16 protein-coding genes are annotated in these 17,601 nt (G+C 44.1%); 12 read left to right on the top strand and 4 right to left on the bottom strand.

What is annotated here, in order from left to right:
- Positions 1–2: 2 nt before the first annotated feature.
- The 9 genes from lspA to CFF01_RS13860 all read left to right on the top strand — a co-directional run bounded on the left by lspA (position 3) and on the right by CFF01_RS13860 (position 8,561).
- Positions 3–515, top strand: coding sequence for a signal peptidase II (gene lspA / locus CFF01_RS13900; RefSeq protein ID WP_033539822.1), 513 nt, complete (start codon positions 3–5; stop codon positions 513–515).
- 6 nt (positions 516–521) lie between these two features.
- Positions 522–944 (top strand): FKBP-type peptidyl-prolyl cis-trans isomerase, encoded by a 423-nt coding sequence (fkpB, locus tag CFF01_RS13895; RefSeq protein WP_088905186.1) that lies wholly within the window; start codon positions 522–524, stop codon positions 942–944.
- 23 nt (positions 945–967) lie between these two features.
- Entirely contained in the window at positions 968–1,897 is a 930-nt protein-coding gene (gene ispH, locus CFF01_RS13890) for a 4-hydroxy-3-methylbut-2-enyl diphosphate reductase (protein WP_181404220.1), read from the top strand.
- 233 nt (positions 1,898–2,130) lie between these two features.
- Positions 2,131–2,661, top strand: coding sequence for a type IV pilus modification protein PilV (gene pilV, locus CFF01_RS13885; RefSeq protein ID WP_088905185.1), 531 nt, complete (start codon positions 2,131–2,133; stop codon positions 2,659–2,661).
- Positions 2,662–3,678, top strand: coding sequence for a PilW family protein (locus CFF01_RS13880; RefSeq protein ID WP_088905184.1), 1,017 nt, complete (start codon positions 2,662–2,664; stop codon positions 3,676–3,678).
- A gap of 8 nt (positions 3,679–3,686) precedes the next feature.
- A complete protein-coding gene (locus tag CFF01_RS13875) occupies positions 3,687–4,172 on the top strand; it encodes a pilus assembly PilX family protein (RefSeq protein ID WP_232479443.1) in 486 nt (161 codons plus the stop codon).
- Between the two features lie 2 nt (positions 4,173–4,174).
- Positions 4,175–7,858: a pilus assembly protein gene (locus tag CFF01_RS13870; RefSeq protein WP_088905183.1), complete on the top strand. Its 3,684-nt coding sequence runs from the start codon at positions 4,175–4,177 to the stop codon at positions 7,856–7,858.
- Positions 7,859–7,866: 8 nt separating this feature from the next.
- Complete coding sequence (locus CFF01_RS13865; RefSeq protein ID WP_088905182.1) at positions 7,867–8,265, top strand: type IV pilin protein; 399 nt, start codon at positions 7,867–7,869, stop codon at positions 8,263–8,265.
- The gene (locus CFF01_RS13860) at positions 8,262–8,561 is read left to right on the top strand and encodes a TapY2 family type IVa secretion system protein (RefSeq protein ID WP_088905181.1); all 300 of its coding nucleotides are present in this window, start codon (positions 8,262–8,264) and stop codon (positions 8,559–8,561) included. Before CFF01_RS13865 ends, CFF01_RS13860 begins: the two co-directional genes overlap by 4 nt.
- Positions 8,562–8,637: 76 nt before the next feature.
- Here the strand turns inward: CFF01_RS13860 and CFF01_RS13855 are convergent, their stop codons facing one another.
- Positions 8,638–9,129 (bottom strand): GspH/FimT family pseudopilin, encoded by a 492-nt coding sequence (locus CFF01_RS13855; RefSeq protein WP_088905180.1) that lies wholly within the window; start codon positions 9,127–9,129, stop codon positions 8,638–8,640.
- Between the two features lie 136 nt (positions 9,130–9,265).
- Positions 9,266–9,778: a GspH/FimT family pseudopilin gene (locus CFF01_RS13850; RefSeq protein WP_088905179.1), complete on the bottom strand. Its 513-nt coding sequence runs from the start codon at positions 9,776–9,778 to the stop codon at positions 9,266–9,268.
- A 238-nt stretch (positions 9,779–10,016) separates the two neighbouring features.
- Between CFF01_RS13850 and CFF01_RS13845 the strand changes: the two genes are divergently transcribed.
- Positions 10,017–10,355 (top strand): P-II family nitrogen regulator, encoded by a 339-nt coding sequence (locus CFF01_RS13845; RefSeq protein ID WP_033539833.1) that lies wholly within the window; start codon positions 10,017–10,019, stop codon positions 10,353–10,355.
- 112 nt (positions 10,356–10,467) lie between these two features.
- Here the strand turns inward: CFF01_RS13845 and CFF01_RS13840 are convergent, their stop codons facing one another.
- Positions 10,468–11,484, bottom strand: coding sequence for a LacI family DNA-binding transcriptional regulator (locus CFF01_RS13840; RefSeq protein WP_088905178.1), 1,017 nt, complete (start codon positions 11,482–11,484; stop codon positions 10,468–10,470).
- Positions 11,485–11,895: 411 nt separating this feature from the next.
- Between CFF01_RS13840 and CFF01_RS13835 the strand changes: the two genes are divergently transcribed.
- Positions 11,896–14,520, top strand: a complete 2,625-nt coding sequence (locus CFF01_RS13835; RefSeq protein WP_088905177.1) for a TonB-dependent receptor — start codon at positions 11,896–11,898, stop codon at positions 14,518–14,520.
- An 85-nt stretch (positions 14,521–14,605) separates the two neighbouring features.
- Positions 14,606–16,132 carry a tryptophan halogenase family protein gene (locus tag CFF01_RS13830; protein WP_088905176.1) on the top strand — a complete coding sequence of 509 codons (1,527 nt, stop codon included), beginning with the start codon at positions 14,606–14,608 and terminating at the stop codon, positions 16,130–16,132.
- 98 nt (positions 16,133–16,230) lie between these two features.
- Here the strand turns inward: CFF01_RS13830 and CFF01_RS13825 are convergent, their stop codons facing one another.
- Positions 16,231–16,950, bottom strand: coding sequence for a SapC family protein (locus CFF01_RS13825; RefSeq protein WP_033539836.1), 720 nt, complete (start codon positions 16,948–16,950; stop codon positions 16,231–16,233).
- Positions 16,951–17,601 lie beyond the last annotated feature (651 nt).

Genomic DNA, 17,601 nt, shown 5'->3' with positions numbered 1-17,601 from the left:
GAATGCCATCTAGCTGGAAAGAGAGTGGCTTACGTTGGTATTGGGTAGTTGTATTGGTGTTTATCGCCGATCAACTATCCAAGCAATGGGTGTTAGCCAATTTTGACCTGAGAGAGTCAATTAACTTATTGCCATTTTTTAATTTCACTTATGTGAGAAATTATGGCGCTGCCTTTAGCTTTTTAAGCGATGCGGGTGGCTGGCAGCGTTGGCTGTTTACCATTGTGGCTGTCGGTTTTAGTACCTTGTTGACTGTTTGGCTGCGTAAGCAACCAAACGCTATGTGGCGACTAAATCTGGCCTATACCTTAGTCATAGGTGGGGCGCTGGGTAATCTTATCGACCGGCTGCAACATGGCTTTGTGGTTGATTTTCTCGATTTTTATTGGAAGACGAGCCATTTCCCTGCTTTTAATATTGCCGATTCGGCGATTTGTGTTGGTGCCGGGCTTATTATCTTGGATTCGTTTATCTCAGAGAGTAAACCAGACGGCAAAGATGTCGCAAAGGGGTAGTATTAAGTGACTGTTACGCGTTCATTATTATGTCATATGAATATAGTGCTAGAAGATGGCTCTACCGCCGATAGTACTAAAGCTTCAGGTAAGCCTGCCAAGTTAAACATAGGCGATCAAACCTTGAGTCCTGCTTTTGAAGCAGAGCTGAAGGGCCTGAAGCAAGGGGACAAACACAGCTTTACCCTAGAGGCCGCAGATGCCTTTGGGGAGTCGAATCCCGATGCGATTCATCATATGGACAGGAGCAAGTTTCCAGCCGATATGCAACTCGAAGCCGGGGTTATCCTAAGTTTCGCAGGTCCTGGCGGCAGTGAGATTCCAGGTATCGTTCGCGATGTACTTGGTGACTCTGTTACCGTCGATCTCAATCATCCGTTAGCGGGTCGTACAGTGACATTTGAATTGGAAGTGGTTCAGGAGCTCTAATTATGACTCAACCTCCACAAAGCTTGCAGATCAAGCTGGCTAATCCTCGTGGTTTTTGTGCCGGTGTCGACAGGGCGATTAGCATTGTCGAAAGGGCGCTTGAGTTGTTTTCACCGCCTATCTATGTGCGTCACGAAGTGGTGCACAACAGGTACGTGGTACAAAACCTCAAAGACAGAGGCGCAGTTTTTGTCGATGAGCTGGATCAAGTACCTGACGATAGCATAGTGATCTTCAGTGCCCACGGCGTATCTCAGGCGGTACGCGCCGAAGCGAAAAAACGCGGACTACGTGTGTTTGACGCGACCTGCCCCTTAGTCACTAAGGTGCATCTTCAGGTTACTCGTGCGAGCCGCAAAGGGATCGAATGTATCTTAATCGGTCATGCGGGACACCCTGAAGTCGAGGGCACCATGGGGCAGTATGATAACCCTGAAGGGGGCGTGCTCTTGGTGGAGTCTCCGGCGGATGTTGAAGCTTTGGTTGTTAAAGATCCAGAAAACCTCTGCTTTGTTACTCAGACCACCTTGTCGATGGACGATACTGCCGATGTGATCGCGGCGCTGCAAAAACGTTTCCCGTCTATCCAGGGACCGCGTAAGGATGATATTTGTTACGCGACTCAAAATAGACAAGACGCCGTACGTAATGTTGCCGATGACGTTGACCTTTTTATTGTCGTGGGCTCGAAAAACAGCTCTAACTCTAATCGTTTGATGGAGCTGGCTATCAAGAAGGGGACTCAGTCTTACCTTGTCGATAATGCCGATGACATAAACTCTGAATGGTTTAACGGTATCGAAAAGGTTGCCGTTACAGCGGGTGCATCAGCTCCTGAAGTCCTAGTAAAACAGGTTATAGATGCCATTGCCAAGTTGGCGCCGAGCGTTATTACCGAGGTTGAGGGGCGAAAAGAAGATACGGTGTTTGCCGTTCCGGCGGAATTGCGTTAGCTATATCTGATTGTTTTGATGAGAAAAGGAGGCCAAGGCCTCCTTTTTTGTTGCTTAAAAATCATCCTGGCTATATGGAGATACATTTTTAGACTTAATATTACTAGCGCGTAATATTCGACTAATCTATGATTAACTAGTATAGTTTAAAGTTATGCTAACATTCAGATTTTTAAAGACTAAACAACTGAAACGACTGTCAAAAGTATGGCTATTATCGGAGATTTGACATCATGGTAAAACGTGGGAAAGGGTTTTCCCTAATTGAGGTGATGGTATCACTCGTCATTTTAGTTATTGGCTTAATCGGCATCTTCAATCTTCACGTTGTCTCTAAACGAGGCAGCTTCGAGTCTTTTCAGCAAACCCAGGCTTCATACTACGCCAACGACATCATTAACCGAATGAGATTGAATCCGAGTCAGCTAACTTCTTATGAGAACATGTATGCTGGTGCTCCTACTGGAACAGTTCCTAAAGCTTGTAGTGGTAGTGCGGTTTGTTCTCCTAGCGAAATGAAAAGCTGGGATGTTTATGAGTGGCAAACATTATTTTCTGGTTCTGCAGAGGTTGCTGGTGGAAATAATGTCGGTGGCTTGGATACACCTACGGCTTGTATTTCTGTGGCAACGAACACAGTGACAGTAGTAATGGTATGGAGAGGTATACGGAAAACAACAATAGATGCAGCAAATGTAGATACTTCTTGTGCATCAGATAAAGAAAATAGACGAGTGTTTTCGATCAAGACGGTGATTATTTAGATGAAAACTATAATGTATCATGTAACAAAGTCACAACTGGGCATGTCATTGGTCGAGTTGATGGTGGCCATGGTTATCGCCCTGTTTTTGACCGCTGGCGTGTTTACCATGTTTAGCATGTCTTCATCGAATGTCACTACAACTAGTCAGTTCAATCAGTTACAGGAAAATGGCCGCATAGCATTGGCGATAATGGAGCGTGATATTTCACAGCTGGGTTTTATGGGAGATATGACCGGGACGGATTTTATTATAGGGGTCAATACTACAGTCGACACAGAAATTACTGGTACTGATTGCGTGGGAGCCGGATTAAACAATGCTTCGCTTCCTGCTGATCAACCTGCGCATTTTAGGCGTTTATGGGGATACGAGAGTGGTGTAAGTGGAAGTTCATTAACCTGTCTTGCATCGTCAAATGTGAAACCTGGTACCGATGTTTTGCAGATTAAGCGTTTTATTGGTCCGAGTGTAGCTACAGGTAATAGCAGTAACTATTTTGTTTCGGCAACATCTAGTCAGGCGATCTTCTTTAATGATGGTGTCCCATCTACAGGGTTGACCAATGCCAGGATCTGGCAGTACCAGCATCATGTGTATTTTATCGCAAACGATAGCAATGGCATCCCCAGTTTAAGGCGTAAAACTCTTAATAGCTCCGGCATGGGAAATGATGAGCAGCTTGTTGAAGGCATAGAGAACATGCGCTTTCTGTATGGGTTTGATAATGATGGTGATGGTACGCCAGACCGATATATTCCTGAGAATGAAGTGAGCTCTTTGATGTGGGATAACGAATCGTTTCAACGATTAGTCGCGATTAAGGTCTATGTACTCGTTAGATCGATTAAAGCAGATCCCAACTATAAAAATGAAACGACTTATATTCTTGGTGACAAATATAGTGCTCCCCCTAGTGCCGACTTTAAACTTCTTGATATCCCTAAAGATAATTATCGACGCAAGGTGTTATCGACAACCATAGTTCTTGAAAATCCGGTGCTGATTCGGAGTTAAGGGGAGTTATGAAAAAAGCTATGAATAGTTTAACAAGACAAAAAGGCGTAGTGCTGTTTTTCTCGTTAATAATCTTAATCATGATGACTGTGATTGGTGTTGCACTTGCAGTAAATTCAACCCAATCATTGCGGATGGCCGGTGCTGGAGCCGAGAGAGTCGAAGCAAAGGCTTTGGCTGATGGTGGAATCGCCGCGATTTTATTAAATAAAACACCAGCCTTTTTGGCTAACATGTCGACTATCGACGATCAGAACTTTTTTTCTAAAGGTACGCAGGTGCTTACTCCGTTACCTTTAGTTGATGATGGGGCAGGTAATTTAATTGTGAAACCTGAGAATGTGGGCTGCCAGCGCAGCGTCAATGCAAGTGGAACTAATTTGTTTAAATGTCGCCGAATACAGATTTCTAGTCAAGTGAGTTTTGGAAGAAATAATTTGGGTCAAGTAACAGTCGTTACAGGGATTGAGCAAGAAGTGCTCAGTGGGAGTTAAATATGAAATTTTATCAATGGTTAGTTACAATCTCTGTTGCGGCTTTATGCTTTCCGGTACAATCTTTCGCGGACGATACGGATTTATACCTGAATCCTGCGGTTAATAATGTTCGTCCTCAAGTTCTGATTATATTTGATAACTCCAATAGCATGGACACTATCCTTGATGGATTACCAGGAAGTTATGATTCGGAGGAAACATATCCTCCGGTAGGAAATTCTCATTCTTATCAGGGGCGAATGATTTATTTTACAATTGGTACCGGTATGGATGAATCGTCATTACCTGTTCCGGATAGTCCCTCAGAGTCTAGACGTTTTAACGACTATGTAAATGGTTGTAAAGCAGCACGTGATGCATTAAATACATATGGTCGTTTTACTGGGTATATTCGAGAATTTAAAACATCAGGAAGCGGTAAAGGAACCTGGCAACCTATAAAACAAAATAGTGGTGCAGAGAAGAACAGCCCTGTCGATTGTTGGGAAGATATTGATGCAGTGGTGAACAGTAATAATGATGATGGTTCGCCTTATGCGACCGGCTTTCCCAATGGATACCCTAAAGATGGTGATGTGGATAATCCTTGGGATAATACAAGTGGAGCACAAGGTCGAGCAAAAGAGTTAGCGTGGAACAACGGTGAATTAGTTACTCTCTATACAGATAATTATCTTCGTTGGCATACTGCTTATAAGGCTGGCTTATTGCCGGACTTGCCTCCAGGTAGTGGATTAAATCGGTTGGACATTGCTAAAACAGCTATCTCAGGGGTGATCAGTACAATTCCATCAGTGGATTTTGGTTTGGCCGTTTTTAATCTGAATTATCCAGACGAAGGTGATCGTGATGGTGGTCGTATAGTCGCCGGAGTCCGCAATCGCTCCGCTGCAGAAAAAGATGCATTGATCAATACTATTACAAATTTACCTGCTGAAACTAATACGCCATTATGTGAAACTTTGTTCGAAGCATATAAATATTTTTCAGGAGGGGCAATAACTTTTGGGCATAGTGATAGTGATTATAATAGTGGTGATGTTAAGTATGCCGCTAATCAGCCTATATATGATATCAGCATTGAGAATGGTGCAAGCTATATAAGCCCATTATCTGCCTGTAATAAAGTTGCACATGTTATTTATATTACTGATGGCGCACCAGTCTTGGATACCAGTGCCGACGATAACATTAAATTATTGAATAATGATCCTTACACTTATGGCAGTGAGAGTGATGGCACACCTAAGGTGAGTTATTTACCAGCGCTTGCGGAGTATATGTTTGCTAATGATATCTTGCCTAATGTTGAAAATAAGCAAAGAGTTGTGACACATACAATTGGCTTTAGTCTTGGAGATGAGTCTGATGCTGAGCCTTTGCTGATTGAAACTGCAAACCGTTCCTATGTAGATACTCCTCATGGTCGAAAAATATTAGGGACCTATCATAGTGCAGATGATGTGGTCGGTCTGCAAGAGGCAATAAGCAATATTATTGACAACTTTTCAACCACCGGCCAGCGGTTTTCTGCACCAGGGGTTGCTTTTAGTAACGCCGATCCTACTAGAACTCTAGACACAGCCTATTATGCGCTTTTTAGTCCTCAACAGAGTCCTAAGTGGGCAGGGAATTTGAAGAAGTTAAAAGTCGATTCAACAGGAACTCTTATTGATGCTAAAGGAAAGGCTGCTATCGATAGTTCTGGGGGGATCTCAGAGGGAGCTTGTACTTTCTGGAGTACTTGTACTTCAGGTGGTGATAGCGGCTATCTTGATGAAAATGGCGATAGACAAGATGGCGGTAATGTTGTTGTGGCTGGAGGAGCTGCACGCGCTATTGTTCCAGATAATCGAGTTATTTATAGCGATATAGGTTCCGAAGCGAGCCTAGATTATTTAACGAGAACTAATGCTTCAATTTACGCAGGTAGTGACGATGCGTTAGCGGTTTATTTAGGATTGCCAGCATTAGATGTTAATAGTGAATTAAATGCTACTTTTGAATGGATTAAAGGTAAGAATGTCGATACCTATGATGACGGTACTTTAACTTCAATCGATTTTAATGGAGTCAGGGGGGATATAATGGGGGACCCGCTTCATTCTCAGCCTTTAGCTATTGATTATGGTGGTGATGGTACCAATGTGCGTATTTTTGTCGGTACTAACCATGGGGTTTTGCATGCATTTAGGGATTATGGAAATACGGTAGATGAGAGTTGGGCGTTTATGCCTTATCAATTATTACCAAACATAGCGACGATTCGTAGAAATAGCTACTTGGCTGGACATAACGTATATGGTATGGATGGTTCGCCAACAGCTTATATTGAACGAAGTTCCTCTGGTACGATAAGTAAAGCTTGGTTATTCGTAGGTATGCGTCGTGGAGGGCATTCTTATTTTGCTTTTGATATTACAGATCCTGATTCCCCTTCGTTGTTGTGGGAAGTGTCAAATAATACATTAGGTTTTAGTAGCTTAGGCCAAACTTGGTCCACCCCTATTATTACTAAAATATTAGGTCATGAAAACCCTGTTATGATAGTGGGCGGCGGTTACAGCCAAGGGTATGATTCTAGCTCCGGTTCAGGGACTAATATAGATGGCAGAATGGTGTATTTAATAGATGCAAAAAATGGTTCCTTAATTCACAAGTTCGGAGCCAGCGGTAATACAGATTTGCCAGGAATAGAAGATTCGATCGTCGGCTCAATTGCTACGCTTGACAGCAATAGTGATGGGTATACCGATCGTCTTTATGCTGCTGATCTTGGAGGTAATGTTTGGCGTATGGATTTACCTTCAGAGGATGAGGATACTTGGAGTGGTTTTAAGTTTGCTGAATTAGGAAGTGCTCTATCAAACGGCGACCGTCGTTTCTTCTACGAGCCTGTCGTTGCTCAAACGACCTTTACCAATATCACTAATGTGACAATCACGACAGAGACAGGAACGACAACGGAGGTTGTTTCACAAAATGTGCCTTATGATGCAGTGACTCTTGGTACAGGTAACAGAGCGAACCCCTTAGGTTTAGGGGTGAATGATATGTTTTTTGTCTTACAAGATAGAAATGTTAATACTCAACAATTTGGTTCTGGTACTGGGGTAACAGCAATTCCAGCACCACTTACATTGGAAAATTTGTATGATGTAACTTCGGCAGCTCCTGAAACCGAAGCTGAAAATATTGCATTTGGTGCCAAGAGAGGTTGGTTTTTTAACTTCTCAGTTTCTGGAGAGAAAAGTTTGGCGCCTTCTGTGATTATTAAAGGTAAGGTGTATTTTACCTCTTTTATTCCGACTCAGCCAGTAGTTGAAGATAGTCAAAGTTGTACAGTTTCTTCACAGGGACGCCTTTATGCACTTGATCTTCATAAAGGTGGGCGGTTTAATTTCACTTATGATCCTGATTATGAACCGGGTCTTCCTGGTTTAGGGGACCCTTGGGAGAATGTATGTGATAATTGTATTCCTCAGCCGCCAAAGATTATTATTCCACCCAAGCCGGAGCCTGATCCTAATTCAGACCCTAAGTCGGTTCTCGATTGTGAGACCAAAGCTAAGTTGATCATTGGTAGTGGGCTTTGTGATGAGAATGGTTTTAATTGTACGGGCACAATTGATCTTGGAGCGTGCTTAATAACCAACAAAATTTATTACCACATAAATGAGTAACTGTATTGATGAAAAGTTTTAAGTTGAAGGGATTTACCTTAATAGAAGTGATGATTGTGGTGATTATTATAGGTATTCTTGCTGCGATCGCTTATCCATCTTATATTGATTACATTACAAAAAGCGCTCGCTCTGAAGGCGTCGCTGCTGTGATGAGGGTAGCAAACCTGCAAGAACAGTATTATCTGGATAATCGTGCCTATGCCACTAATATGACTGAGTTAGGTTTTACTACATCCCCCTTTTTAACTGAACATGGTCATTATAGTGTGGCATCATCGGGTACTAACTCGTTCACAATTACTGCAACAGCGCAAGGTGCACAGGCGAGCAGGGACTCAACATGCGCAACGATTACAATGACATCGACAGGGGAAAAAGGGCCTTCGACGGAGTGTTGGAAATGAAGATATTTATCATGAGTATTGTTAGCGTGCTGGGTATTTTTATAAGCCAGCCAATATTGGCAGCCAAGCAGGATTATAAATGTTTTATTAATAGTTCTGCTAAAGGGTACAAAGTTGTATTTTATCGTTGGGAAAGTAAAGATGTTCAGCTAAAGTCAGCAAGTCTTGTAGGCAAGCAGCGAACCGATAATAAAGGTAAGAAATACTTTATTAAAAGCGTTGAAGAGTGCGTGCCCCTGAGTCAAGACTTCAGCAGTAAGCAAGCTAAAGTGAAGGATAAACAGACATTAAAATAATCAATGTTTTTAAAAAAGCCCGATATCAAAGTAGATGTCGGGCTTATTTGTGGATGATACTTTTATTAATTTAGCTTCAGCAAGACTGATTGTTTGTTGCATAGCTAACTAAGCCGCTGCTACTCACTGTCACGCTTTTAGAGCCATTGGCTTTGCCACCCGGACAATATATAAATGTTCCGCTCGAGGAAAGTCCCTCAGGAGAGAAAGTGATTTCAGCTGTAGGCCCTTTTAATTTATCGTTGACGTTAAAGGCATCAAGCGTACGTAATTCATGTTCTACATTGTTGGTGTCTTTAGTGTAGATGCGAATACCCTTGTTCCAGTTTGCTCCTGTGTCACAGGCATTGCCATTCTTCATAACACACACATTCACCGTTGCGCCATAGCTGATGGCCTGGTTGCGGGCAAAGGCGAGAATATTATTGATTTTCTCTATATTATTATTGACCCTAATTGCTTCATAAATAGAGGTTAAAGAGGGAACACCTACGGCCAGCAAAATGGCTGCCACGGCAACTGTCACCATTAATTCTACTAGGGTAAAACCTTTCTTGTTCTTACGCATTTAAGGATCCTCACTGCTACTGTTACAAAGTATAAGCGAGAAGCTTTAGGATTTCAGTATATATAAGCTATTCTTTTTAATGCCAATAATTTGTCAGCTTGATTAAATTTGGCATCTACTGCTAGCTAAGGGATAGTTACTGATTGCAGCTGATATTTTTCTCCTTTGAAAAGCGTACTCTACCTGCTTGATTGACGACTACCGCTTTAGAATGAGGGCTATCGGCCGAGCTTGGGCAATATCTTAATGTTCCGTTACTAGCCGATGCTAGACCATCAGGCTGAAAGCGCGCCGCAGCGCGGTTGTAGTAAACGAAGTCATCGCGATCGAATGAGGCTGTTTGCATCAATAGTTTGTCATTACCATCGAGTTGATTGCTGGTTCCTGAGTCAGTAAAAACACTGAGTCCTAAGTGCCAATCATTAGTGCATTGATTATCTTTGATTGGGCATACAGTTACCCGCACACCATAATTAATGGCGGCATTTCGAGCAAACTGAAGTGTTTGTTGGATGATTCTTATCGCTGCATCGGCGCGATATGCCTGATGTAGGCTGGATAAGTTGGGTACCGCTATGGAGAGGAGTATGGTAGCGACCGACAGGGTCACCATTAGCTCAATGAGCGTAAATCCATTTTTAAGTTTCATGGCATTTCCTTGCGATTGTTGAGTCTATGCGTCCTGCAATGACTTGCCCCAGCTTTTTACGGCGGGTTTATAGAGTATAGATAAGCAGATGCTGGTTGATGGGGGACTGATATATTGTTCTGTTCTATGAATATTGAATCGTTTTACCTCTCGATATAATCATCTTTGGCGGATTAATTGGACGTGGTAAGCTAGTACTTCATAAACTTAGGGTTAACGTAATATTAGGGAGCGTTTGATGAAGAAGGTCGAGGCCATTATTAAGCCGTTTAAGTTAGATGATGTGCGTGAATCTCTGGCGGAGATCGGTATTACCGGCATGACGGTTTCTGAAGTCAAAGGTTTCGGTCGCCAGAAAGGGCATACTGAGCTCTATCGCGGCGCCGAGTATATGGTTGATTTTTTGCCTAAGGTTAAAATTGAGTTAGTGATCCAAGATGAACAATTGGAGCAAGCCTTAGAGGTTATCGTTGATACCGCCAAAACAGGTAAAATCGGGGATGGTAAGATCTTCGTTACCGAAGTGGAGCGTGTGATTCGTATTCGCACCGGTGAAGAGAACGAAGAAGCAGTTTAAGGTGATGTGTCGTCCTCAATGTGTAAACACATTTCAGGACGAGACATGAAGATTAAAAAAGCCGTTGATTAATATCAGCGGCTTTTTTATGGCATAGGCTAATCTTACCAAGTTATCTAGGACTCGATGAGGAGTCTCTGATCACAGGTTGAGGAATAAAGACCTGGTAAGTCAGTTCGCTTTGTTTATTACCTTGATTCTCAATAAGCAGCTCGGTGGCGGTTTGTGCAATCAGCTTATTGGGCTGATGGACTGTGGTTAGTTTGGGCCATGTTTGTCTGGAAAAGGGGCTGTCTTCAAACCCGACAATTGAGAGCTCTTCGGGGATGGCCACGCCCTCTAATCTAGCCGCAAAGAGCGCGCCAGCGGCGATTTCATCGTTACAGGCCACAATGGCAGTAGGGCGCTCTGCTTTAGCCAAGAGTTGTTTGGCACCTTGCACACCTGACTCGAAAGAATATTGGCCATTAATAATGTTTGATGGGTCAACCTCTAATTGATTGTTCTCCATAGCGAGTGTAAAGCCTGCCAGGCGGGCTTTAGTCGACTCGTGTTGATGATCGCCACTTAAGAAGGCGATTTTTTTATGGCCTAAATCAATCAGATGTTGGGTTATTGAGATGGCACCATGCTTGTCGTTTACCATAATCGATAAACCCGTATCATAATCCGCCTCTTCCCCGGCGATGATTCGGACATAGTTGGCCCCAATTTTATCTAGCGCCGCCAAGACTTTTGGATCTTCAGATAGCGGTGGTGTCAGCACTAATCCAGACAGTCTTGCATGGCGCACCATATCGACCAGTTCCTGGCAAATATTGTCTGACTTGGCATCGCAAGGATGGATAAGCAGTTCATATCCGCGTTGTTTGCATGATGACAAAATACCATTTTGCATATCAATGACATAGTAAGCGTTTGGATTGTCATAGACGAAGGCAATTACATAGGATTTAGTTCCTGCTAGATTTCGGGCGGCGACATTGGGTTGGTAATTCAATGCCGCAATGGCTTGATTTACCTTATCTATGGTCGTCTGACGCACTGACGGTTCGTTATTCGTGACCCTTGAAACCGTTTTTATCGAAACGCCGGCATGTTTTGCGACATCGTTTATGGTGACTTTCATCTAGCGGATACTCGTTGTGTCTGTGCAGTTTTAGCTGCAACAGAAAATAAATATGTCTCAAACGATATACTGTATGGTTAGACAGCAAATCTCACTTCCCCTGGCGACAATATTGCTAACTTTTACCCTATTAAGCAATCATCAAATTGATTTCCTTAGTTAACTCTCGTTTAGTAACACGAATTCAATATTGAAATAATTGATAATAATCAGCACGTTAAATCGTTACCGTGTTTCTTAAATTTGTTTGGTAAATGTATAAAACCGAAGAATTTTCCGCTTTTGGTTATTTTGTTGTGGCACATCTGTTAATTGTTGTGTAATCTTTGTACTCACATGACAGCGTTGTCATTCCTTCGGGGATGGTTATGAATACGAATAAAGATAATAAAGTTATGGAAGGGAAACGAGATGCGACCATCTACTTTTAAGAAAAGTGTACTAGCTACAAACATTGCATTGCTCATGAGTGGTGCTATGTCTGTTTCTGCAATGGCGGCTGAAGCCGATGCAGAAGCTGTCAATACGGATAATATTGAAAAAATTGAAGTGCGTGGTTTACGTGCGTCGATGAAGGCGTCGATCAACGCTAAAAGATTCTCTGATGCTGTTGTTGATGCAGTAACAGCTGAAGATATTGGTAAGTTTCCTGACGGAGACGTAGGTGAATCACTGGGTCGTATCCCGGGGGTATCTGTTAACCGTCAATTTGGTCAGGGACAGCAGGTGTCTATCCGTGGTGCTTCGGCGCAATTAACACGCACCTTACTAAATGGCCACTCGGTAGCCTCAACCGGTTGGTTCGATCAGCAGGCTATCGACCGTAGCTTTAACTACTCTTTGCTGCCACCTGAGATGATCAGTGGTATTGAAGTGTATAAATCTTCTCAAGCCGATATCACAGAAGGTGGTATTGGTGGTACTGTCGTTGTTAAGACGCGCAAGCCATTAGATTTGGACGCTAACACGCTGTTTTTAAGCGCTAAAGGCGACTACGGTACGGTTTCTGAAGCAACAGATCCTGCGCTATCTGGTCTTTACAGCTGGACCAACGAAAGTGAAAACTTTGGTATCTTGGTTTCTGCTGCCGGTTCGCAAACCGAGTATCAGCGTAACGGTATTGAAACTTTGCTTGGTTGGGGCGAGATAGTGCCAACAACCTTCCAACAAGATCGTGAGCGTACCGCTTACAACGTTGCCCTACAGTATCGTCCAACCGATAACCTAGAGTTTGGCTTTACTGCAACTAGCCTGGATCTTAAGGCAAACAACGCTAACACCTCTATTTTCCTTTTCCCAACACAGCAGGGTGTTAGTACCTGTAATGAGACAAATGCTGCAGGTGTATGTGTTGATATCACTCACACCGGTGAAGGCGGATTTGCATGGGCGCAAACTTGGGCTCGTGAAGCCGAGATGTCATCTGATACCTATGACTTTGACTTCAAATACGAAGGTGACAGATTCACCATGGAAGGCCGTGTAGGTAATACCAAGGCTGACGGTGGTACTAGCTTAACCTCTAACTATGGTAACTCTATTGGTCAGCCAGGTGATTTTGCCGGTCGTTACGATGCTACTGGTGAGAAAATCCTGATTGATATCGCCAAAAAGTCATTCGACGCGGGTGATTTTAACAGCGAATTAGCTACTGCGGGCTGGGCGCTGAAGAAGCAACCTAACACAGACGAAGAGACCTATGCTCAGGTCGATTTCACCGTGCCTGTCGATTTTGGGGCTATCACCTCAATTAAGGCCGGTGTGCGCTACGCCGATCATGATGTGACTCAGGAAACGGATGCTGCTATCGTCGGTGACATAGTATCCAGAGATGCTTCTGAATACTATTCAGGAACTATCTCTGCGGGCGCTGGTTTCACTCTGCCTAAGCCTAATTTTGATGCCATGATCCGCGATGCTAAAGCCTCTGTCGATGGCTTTACCCGTGACAAGTCTGGCTACGGTACACTGAACGAGAAGAACCTGGCTGCATACGCCATGGCAAACTTCGAAGGCGAAGGTATTCGCGGTAACTTTGGTCTGCGTTTCATTTCAACTGATATCGAGTCTGATTACTATGCGCTGAGTTCAACCGGTGAGTTTGCCGATGAACTGAGCACTGACAAGTCTAGCTATAGCGACGTGTTGCCTAGCATCAACGTGACTTTCGATCTGACACCTGATCTATTACTGCGTACCACTGCGGCGCAGGTAATGTCTCGACCAAACTATGCCGATCTGTTTGCGACTTCTACGCTGCCAGGTTTGAACGATGGTACACCTGGCAACGAGAAATTGAACCGCGGCTCAGTGGCACTAGACCCATTTAAGGCGACTCAAGCTGATGTGAGCCTGGAGTGGTACTTCGGCGGTGAAGGTTTGGCATCTTTGACTTACTTTATCAAGGACGTAAGCTCATTTATCACCACTCGTCAAAAGCTTAACCAGCAGATCGGTATTGAAGATCCTAATCTGATTGAGCAAGGTGGTAGTGCTTGTGGTGAGGGAGTTTATGACTGCTGGACTGTGAGTGAGAAGTACAATGCTAACGGTGGCCGTATTGAAGGGGTGGAATTGCAGCTGCAAGACTCTTTCGATAATGGTTTAGGTTACTCAGTTAACTATACCTTTGCCGATGCCGGCTCACCTGCCGAGAACTATCCTGACAAAGTCGGTGTATTCTCTGACTCTTCTAAGCACACAGTTAACCTAGTGGGCTACTACGAGATGGAGAGCTTCTCTGCTCGTCTGGCTTACAACTGGCGCAGTGAGTATATGATGCGTGAACTGCCTGGTTTCTACGGCAACCGTCAGCATCAGGACTATGGCTCACTGGATCTGAGCATGAACTACAGTGTGACAGAGTGGTTGGATCTGACCTTCGAAGCGGTTAACCTGACCGAAGAAGACAGCATTCAGATTGGTGTGTCACCAATAGATAACCCAGATGTGATTAACGAGTTCAAGGATGACTACCCAGTATGGAGCTTCGATGGTGAAGCAAGATACAAGGTCGGTATTGCACTAAGATTCTAATCTTAAAGTAAAATCTAAAGAAGCCCGGCATTTGCTGGGCTTTTTATTAGCAGTAAGCCCAATGACATATTAGCGTAGGTGGTTTATGGACATTAAACGTATCATTATTCTGGGTGGCGGAACGGCAGGCTGGTTAGCGGCCAATCATTTAGGTAAGGCTTTAGCGCATAGAGAGGACGTTCTAATCAGTCTGGTGGAGTCGCCCGATATTCCCATTATCGGTGTTGGCGAAGGTACTGTGCCGGCTATTCGTCAGAGCCTGAAGCGTTTTGGGATCAGTGAGTCGGAGTTTATTCGCCGCTGTGATGTGACCTTTAAACAGTCCATTAAGTTTGTTAATTGGATGGATAAGGGCCGTCATGGAGAGGGCAATTTTTACCATCATCTTTTCGACATGCCAAGCCCACTTGGTGAGGATCTGACTCAGCATTGGCTGACCAATTCAGATCTGGCCTATGGCGATCTGGTTTCGCCCCAGCACAAAGTGTGCGAAGCGGGCCGGGCGCCAAAGCAGATCACCCATAGCGAGTATGAAGGGGCATTAGGTTATGCCTATCACCTCAATGCGGCTAAGTTTGCCAAGTTGTTGGCCGAGAATGCCATTTGCCGTTTTAATGTTGAGCATATTATGGCGAATGTTCTCGATGTTTCGCTAACGGGCAGTGGCGATATAGGCTCCCTTGAAACCGATAGCCGAGGCAGTATCAGCGCTGACTTCTATATCGATTGCAGTGGTTTTGAATCGCTGCTGATCGATAAAACGCTCAAGGTGCCTTTTGTCGATAAATCCCATCAGCTCTTCGCCGATAAGGCGATAGCGGTGCAGGTGCCCATTGCTGCCGATGCGTCGATTCCGCCTTATACCTTGGCTACCGCCCATCAGGCGGGATGGATATGGGACATAGCCCTAACTAACAGACGCGGGGTAGGATTTGTCTATTCGTCTGAATATATGGATGACGACGAGGCGTTGAATAAGTTATCTCGCTATTTGGGTCAAGATCTGGCGCAGTATAAGTACCGAGTGTTGCCAATGAAGCTCGGTTATCGTAAGGAGTTCTTGCATAAAAACTGCCTCTCTCTGGGGTTAGCCCAAGGTTTTCTCGAGCCATTAGAGGCCACCTCTATTTTACTGACCGATTTTGCCGCAGGATTCATTGCTAACCGTTTTCCTACCGATAGGGATGCCCTCGACCTGCTTGGACAGCAGTTTAATCAGGTGATGACCTATGCCTGGGAGCGGGTGGTTGAATTTATCAAGGTGCACTATTACTTGTCAGATAGAGAGGATTCCGCCTTCTGGCGAGATAATCGTGCGCCTTCGGGGTTGCCGAGTGAATTGGCCAACAGGTTAGCCCTATGGCGCAACCATGTGCCTATCAGACAAGACTTTTTTAGTAAGTTTGAGGTGTTTGATTTAGAAAACTATCTTTATGTGCTCTATGGCATGCATTACCCGACGGCGAAAGCTGCGCCCCAGGCTGAGCAAAGTGAGGCTAGTCAAGCGCAGGCCCAGCAAATAGCTAAGGTTGCGCAGCATCTTGTGAGCGAGCTGCCCGATCACAGAGAGTTACTAGAAAAAATCGCAGCGTATGGCTTACAAAAGTGCTGAGTTGAGAAGCTCTAAGATGGGTAAATTTTGTGTGAGGTAAATCGATTTGGCGGGGCGTTGTTGATTCCAACGTCCCGCCATTAGCTTAAAGTGGATGCTTATTGCAGCTTATCGAACTGGTTTTGTTTGGCGATAAGACGCGACAGCTGATTGAGCGAGGCTCTATGGGCGTAGATGATGGGTAGCAGACCCTTCTTTCTCAGTTCGAGGAACTCTTCATCGCTAAGTTCATTTAAGGTTTTATCATCAATTAAATAGACGCCATTGATGTTGATCTTCTGCTCCGATTTTTCCAACTTGATGGTTAATTGCTGCGGGGTAAGTAAGTTTTTATCCGCAAGATATTGGCAAATGGCTTGGGTTTGTTGGTGCATTGCCGCCACGTCCAATAGGGCGTTAGTTCTGGCAGTTAAGTACTCGCTTCGCTCGCCATCATCGGTAAACAGGCGATTACCTTCCTCTTGAGAAACCATGTGGCTCTCTTCATCTATGCATACGATCACATTGTCGCCCTCGGCTGAGGTTTTGGCGATAGAGAGTGGCGCATTGCTAAAGCCGATAGGGCTAATTGGGGCATCCCACTGGTTGTTTTGGCAGTACAGGTTGACCTCTGGCTCAATTCCCATGATGGCCACAGGGATGAAGTGGCCCGTTTCACCATTCTTTACAAAAACGATCGGAAACTCAGAGGCAAGGCTGGGGATCTCTCTAGCCAGTACTGGGATCAGATGTTCTTTGCTGAAACGGCTGAAATCGTTTGAGTGAGTTAGCTTAGTGTTTAAATGCTTTTCCGTTGAAAGAGGGACTATCTTGGCCATCTTGATACCTTAATTAATTTTAGTTTGTGGCGATTACCTGAGATGTGAACACAATTATCAGGTAACTACTGGTCTATCTTTTACCGTCTGAATGGGGCCAAGTGCAAGTGATAACGTCTTAAGGTTACGTTTTTTCACAGATCCCCAAATCGAGCCTATCTCATCATTTACCTAAACCATGTCAGTTTGACGCTAACAAGAGCTTATGGTTTTGGCGAAGCAGGCGGCTTTTAAAATGAGCGCATAAGATGTTAGCAAGAGTTGACAGCGTTGTCACACAGGTGTGACTTAATGAGGCGCTCTAGTTAGGCAGAAACAACCACAGAAAGGCGCTTTGTCATCATCGGCAGAAAAAATTGCCTCAAAATGTCAAAAAAATGTAGAAATTCTGTTCTTTCTTAGGTAGATTAATGAATGACAGCGTTGTCATTTGCTTGTGTGACACGTTCGTTTTGTAAGGTTTGCATTGTTAGGGAGAGGTCTCCTAACGCTTGCATTGGCAGTAGCCATTTATCTTTATGGTTATTGTGTTTGTTTTTTCCTATAGTCTCTCCCCAGATACTAGAGATGGCTAGATGTGTTATTGAGTCAAAGATTTGCTGTTTGTTCGGCGTCGATGAAGCATGGCACATCTAGCATTTTTTTCTTGGG

The organism is Shewanella marisflavi, from assembly GCF_002215585.1.
GTDB classification, from domain to species: domain Bacteria; phylum Pseudomonadota; class Gammaproteobacteria; order Enterobacterales; family Shewanellaceae; genus Shewanella; species Shewanella marisflavi.
The sequence above is the reverse complement of the archived record's forward strand: the minus strand, read 5'-3'. Positions and strand labels throughout refer to the sequence as shown.

Excerpts from the sequence above, each read along its gene's own strand:
- CFF01_RS13835 (WP_088905177.1), top strand. The coding sequence starts at position 11,896 with ATGCGACCATCTACTTTTAAGAAAAGTGTACTAGCTACAAACATTGCA.
- CFF01_RS13870 (WP_088905183.1), top strand. The coding sequence starts at position 4,175 with ATGAAATTTTATCAATGGTTAGTTACAATCTCTGTTGCGGCTTTATGC.
- CFF01_RS13840 (WP_088905178.1), bottom strand. The coding sequence starts at position 11,484 with ATGAAAGTCACCATAAACGATGTCGCAAAACATGCCGGCGTTTCGATA.
- CFF01_RS13855 (WP_088905180.1), bottom strand. The coding sequence starts at position 9,129 with ATGCGTAAGAACAAGAAAGGTTTTACCCTAGTAGAATTAATGGTGACA.
- pilV (WP_088905185.1), top strand. The coding sequence starts at position 2,131 with ATGGTAAAACGTGGGAAAGGGTTTTCCCTAATTGAGGTGATGGTATCA.
- CFF01_RS13860 (WP_088905181.1), top strand. The coding sequence starts at position 8,262 with ATGAAGATATTTATCATGAGTATTGTTAGCGTGCTGGGTATTTTTATA.
- CFF01_RS13830 (WP_088905176.1), top strand. The coding sequence starts at position 14,606 with ATGGACATTAAACGTATCATTATTCTGGGTGGCGGAACGGCAGGCTGG.
- CFF01_RS13845 (WP_033539833.1), top strand. The coding sequence starts at position 10,017 with ATGAAGAAGGTCGAGGCCATTATTAAGCCGTTTAAGTTAGATGATGTG.
- CFF01_RS13875 (WP_232479443.1), top strand. The coding sequence starts at position 3,687 with ATGAAAAAAGCTATGAATAGTTTAACAAGACAAAAAGGCGTAGTGCTG.
- CFF01_RS13865 (WP_088905182.1), top strand. The coding sequence starts at position 7,867 with ATGAAAAGTTTTAAGTTGAAGGGATTTACCTTAATAGAAGTGATGATT.
- CFF01_RS13850 (WP_088905179.1), bottom strand. The coding sequence starts at position 9,778 with ATGAAACTTAAAAATGGATTTACGCTCATTGAGCTAATGGTGACCCTG.
- lspA (WP_033539822.1), top strand. The coding sequence starts at position 3 with ATGCCATCTAGCTGGAAAGAGAGTGGCTTACGTTGGTATTGGGTAGTT.
- CFF01_RS13880 (WP_088905184.1), top strand. The coding sequence starts at position 2,662 with ATGAAAACTATAATGTATCATGTAACAAAGTCACAACTGGGCATGTCA.
- CFF01_RS13825 (WP_033539836.1), bottom strand. The coding sequence starts at position 16,950 with ATGGCCAAGATAGTCCCTCTTTCAACGGAAAAGCATTTAAACACTAAG.